Here is a 3284-nt window from a genome sequence, read left to right on the forward strand (position 1 = left end):
TAATTGCTTGGAAATTTTATTAAGCCGCGTTAGTTAATCTGCTAGCGCGGCTTTTTTATATTCTAAAAATTTAACTTTTTTCCTTGAGACGCTTATGACTGACATCACACTAATTTTAGGTGGGGCGCGTTCTGGCAAAAGTGCTTATGCTGAAAAACTAGCGAGCGAAAGCAACTTACCAGTTACTTATGTAGCTACCGCGCAGATATACGATGATGAATTCAAAGCGCGCGTACAACACCACAAAGCGAGACGCCCAGCACATTGGATTTTGGTGGAAGAACCACATCACCTCACGAAAGAACTCTCTCGCTTGGCTGCAAGCAATCAATGTGTAATTGTGGACTGCCTAACCTTGTGGCTGGCGCAATGGATATGTGCTGACTGTAATCCACCCAAAGATTCAGACTGGCAATATGAACGTGAAAGATTCTTAAAGCTGATTGCCACCTTACCCGGTAAAGTTATTTTAGTGAGCAATGAAGTGGGCATGGGGATTGTACCGCTTGGTGAAATCAACCGTCAATTTCAAGATGAGCAAGGACGGCTTAATCAGGCCATCGCGGCACTAGCAAATAATGTAGTATTTGTTGCTGCTGGTTTGCCGTTAAATCTTAAATAACCATCGCTATAAATTCATAAAGTTTATTTTAGGCACTTCGCCATTAAATTCTAATTGCGTCACACTCGCATGGTCTATGTTGATTCTAAACAAACGCTTCAAAGGCATGTTTAGCACTTCAGCAACCAAGGCGCGAATTAACCCACCATGCGTTACCACTAATATACTTTTTCCATGGTAGTGACTGCTCACATCCTCCACGAACCTTTTAGCTCTGGCATGTAGCTGTGAAAATGTTTCACCGTTTGGGGGTGCTAAATTAGCATAATCATTCGCCCAAACATCAAAAATATCACGTGGAATCGCATCCCAGGCATGCATTTCCCAATCACCAAAATGTAACTCTCTTAAGCGTTCATCAAGTTTTATATTTTCACTTGGATAACCTAGAGTTTTATCTATACATAATGCTTGTGCAAGCTGATGACAACGCTTTAATGGGCTCGCATAAATCGCATCAAACTGAAAAGCAGCCAGCTTGTTTTGCAATGCCAGACGCTCGTTATCAAAATTAGCTGACACGCCAACATCACTCTGCCCATAGCAAATACTAGGCGCAATATCTAATGAGGTGTGGCGAACTAGAGTAAGCTTCATTCTACTTAAAATGGCTTAGCAAACAAGCTTGTACTTGCTAGCAAACCAATATAAAAGGTAATTTCAGTAAGTTGTTGCATCGCGCCTAAACAGTCGCCAGTGTAGCCCCCAATACGGGATTTAATTTTTGCGCTGAACCACAACCAAACCATTACTACTGGCACTAGTGCGGTTAGAAACTTCATTTCTAAAAATGCCATGGGCGCCAACCCAAAAAAAGTAGCTATAATCAGCTCACTCATATTGAGTTGCGTAGCAAGTGGCTTAGATTTACCTTCTGCCTTTACGTAACTTTGTGTAAACATCACAAGCACAGCACACAAACGGCTTAATGCATGTCCAGCTACAAGTGATACAGGAATTAATGCAACCGACTGATAACTTAGTGTCTGGTATTTAGTTAGTAAAACCAATACCAACCCGATTGCGCCATAACTTCCTATTCTTGAATCCACCATAATAGTAAGTGATTGCTCACGGCTCCAGCCACCTCCTAAGCCATCTACTGCATCAGCTAAGCCATCTTCATGAAATGCACCAGTAAGTAGAATTGTGGATGCCATACTTAATAAAAGTGCTATCTCTAAGGGTAATAAAAAATCACTTAACCAAAAAACGAATGCGCCAACCGCCCCAACTAAAATGCCCACCAATGGAAAATAACGTGTGGCTTTATTCAAATCGGCATTATCAAAATTATTAAAACGAATCGGTATGCGTGTGAAAAACATCACTGCCGTTAAAAAATAATGCCATTGAGTTTGAAGTGCAAATATCATACTTTTTGTGAAACACTAGCAGATTCAAATGAGGCCATTTGGTTTAAAAAATTGACCGCGGCTAATACTAATGGGTAGGCTAAAGCCGCGCCAGTACCCTCGCCCAAGCGTAAATCAATATTTAACAAGGGTTTTACGTTTAAATAATCCAACATTTTCTTGTGACCAGATTCATCAGAACAATGTGTAAATACACAATAATGCAAAATGTCCGGTTGTAATTTAGCCGCAATTAGCAATGCAGCAGTCGAAATAAAACCATCTATCAATAACGTGCACTGTTTAACCGCGGCTTGCAACATGGCTCCCACCATCATGGCAATTTCAAATCCACCGAAAGTTGCTAATACTTGCATCGCATCGCTATTATTTAAACCATGATGTGCAATCGCTTGCCCCAGAATGTTCGTTTTATGTGCCAACCCCGCGTCATCCAAGCCCGTACCGCGGCCCACACATTGCTCAATTGGCAAGCCACATAAAACGCTCATCAAACAACTGGCTGAAGAGGTATTTCCAATACCCATTTCGCCAAAACCGAAAACATTGCAGCCAGTAGCTATTTCGGCATCAACAATAGCTGCACCGCCTAAAATCGCCCGTTCACATTGGCCTAAGGTCATCGCTGCTTCACGGGTAAAATTGCGCGTTCCTGCAGCAATTTTCGCATCAATTAAAGCGCAATTCGGCTGAAAATTATAATTCACCCCGCTATCAATTACACATAATCGCATATTATTTTGCGTGGAAAATACATTGATTGCCGCACCACCTTGCAAAAAATTCAGTACCATTTGAGCTGTAACTGCCTGTGGATATGGGCTTACTCCAGATTCGACCACACCGTGATCACCAGCGAACACCAACATCGTTGGGTTCAGCAGTTGAGGCATAAGTGACTGTTGAATCAACCCAATTTGCAAAGCAACCAACTCCAACATCCCCAATGCGCCAAGCGGTTTAGTTTTGTGGTTGATTTTATCTAAAAGTGGGCATCTAAGCGCCTGATTCGGGGAAATAATATCGAATTTCATTAAAGCTAAATAATTGTGCAAGCCAGTTTACGAAGCACCAGATTTTACATGAGAAGCTCCCATATACTCTAAATAAAAACTAAAGTTGATATTATTTTTGTCCAAAACTTTGGAAGTTTGCTATAATGCGCGACTTGCAAACATTTACCATGTAAGCAATTGTAGTAAGAAGTACGGCCGGGTAGCTCAGTTGGTAGAGCAGCGGATTGAAAATCCGCGTGTCACAGGTTCGATTCCCGTCCCGGCCACCAA

4 protein-coding genes and 1 tRNA gene are annotated in these 3284 nt (G+C 41.8%); 2 read left to right on the forward strand and 3 right to left on the reverse strand.

All coding sequences use genetic code 11. From position 1 onward, the window contains the following. Positions 1 to 94 precede the first annotated feature (94 nt). Positions 95 to 622: a bifunctional adenosylcobinamide kinase/adenosylcobinamide-phosphate guanylyltransferase gene (gene cobU / locus HOO90_RS02835; protein ID WP_292839263.1), complete on the forward strand. Its 528-nt coding sequence runs from the start codon at positions 95 to 97 to the stop codon at positions 620 to 622. 6 nt (positions 623 to 628) lie between these two features. Here the strand turns inward: cobU and cobC are convergent, their stop codons facing one another. From cobC to cobT, 3 genes are read right to left on the reverse strand one after another with little or no spacing between them, the layout of a single operon-like run. After that, positions 629 to 1219 carry an alpha-ribazole phosphatase gene (gene cobC, locus HOO90_RS02840; protein WP_292839264.1) on the reverse strand — a complete coding sequence of 197 codons (591 nt, stop codon included), beginning with the start codon at positions 1217 to 1219 and terminating at the stop codon, positions 629 to 631. A 5-nt stretch (positions 1220 to 1224) separates the two neighbouring features. Beyond that, positions 1225 to 1998 (reverse strand): adenosylcobinamide-GDP ribazoletransferase, encoded by a 774-nt coding sequence (locus tag HOO90_RS02845; protein ID WP_292839265.1) that lies wholly within the window; start codon positions 1996 to 1998, stop codon positions 1225 to 1227. Continuing rightward, entirely contained in the window at positions 1995 to 3032 is a 1038-nt protein-coding gene (gene cobT, locus HOO90_RS02850) for a nicotinate-nucleotide--dimethylbenzimidazole phosphoribosyltransferase (RefSeq protein ID WP_292839266.1), read from the reverse strand. The genes HOO90_RS02845 and cobT overlap by 4 nt, the downstream gene beginning before the upstream one ends. Before the next feature lie 175 nt (positions 3033 to 3207). On the opposite strand from cobT, the gene HOO90_RS02855 reads away from it, so the two are divergent. Beyond that, a tRNA-Phe gene (locus tag HOO90_RS02855) sits at positions 3208 to 3283 on the forward strand. Position 3284 lies beyond the last annotated feature (1 nt).

The sequence above is a fragment of the Methylotenera sp. genome, from assembly GCF_013141425.1.
Taxonomy (GTDB): Bacteria; Pseudomonadota; Gammaproteobacteria; order Burkholderiales; family Methylophilaceae; genus Methylotenera.

Bases quoted from the DNA above. Each gene is read 5' to 3' on its own strand.
- cobC (WP_292839264.1), bottom strand. From the start codon at position 1,219: ATGAAGCTTACTCTAGTTCGCCACACCTCATTAGATATTGCGCCTAGT.
- HOO90_RS02845 (WP_292839265.1), bottom strand. From the start codon at position 1,998: ATGATATTTGCACTTCAAACTCAATGGCATTATTTTTTAACGGCAGTG.
- cobU (WP_292839263.1), top strand. From the start codon at position 95: ATGACTGACATCACACTAATTTTAGGTGGGGCGCGTTCTGGCAAAAGT.
- cobT (WP_292839266.1), bottom strand. From the start codon at position 3,032: ATGAAATTCGATATTATTTCCCCGAATCAGGCGCTTAGATGCCCACTT.